Below are 389 nucleotides of genomic sequence, written 5' to 3'. Positions count from 1 at the left end.
CCCCCCGGCCACCGGGCGGGCCCCCCCGCCCCCCCCCGGCCCCCGCCCGGGGGGGGGGGGGGGGCCGGGTGCCACGGACTCTCCCGCGAGGCTGGCCGGACCGGGTGCCACGGACCTCCCTGCGGGGTCCGCCGGACCGGGTGCCACGGACCGGTCAGCCCGCCCGGCGCACCCGCACGGTCGCCGACGCCGTGGACGGGCTGTGTAGGGCGTCGCCGGCATAGCCGACCTCGTACGTCGTGCTGCCGGTGGCGCGCGGCAGGTCGTTGATCCGGAAGGTTCCGTGGGGGGGGGGCGGCCCCGGCGGGGGGGGGAACGCGCCGGCCGTGAGGAGAAGCAGAGAACGCCGAGGGAAACCAGGCGGGCCGGGCCCCCGCCCCGCGCGCAGC

At 81.7% G+C, this 389-nt stretch carries 1 pseudogene; it reads right to left on the bottom strand.

The annotated features are described in order from the left end of the window. Window positions 1-154: 154 nt before the first annotated feature. A pseudogene (locus tag JS521_RS29835) lies at window positions 155-389 on the bottom strand (hypothetical protein); the annotation flags it as partial.

It is taken from the genome of Streptomyces durocortorensis (genome assembly GCF_016901035.1).
Lineage (GTDB): Bacteria > Actinomycetota > Actinomycetes > Streptomycetales > Streptomycetaceae > Streptomyces > Streptomyces durocortorensis.
The sequence above is the reverse complement of the archived record's forward strand: the minus strand, read 5'-3'. Positions and strand labels throughout refer to the sequence as shown.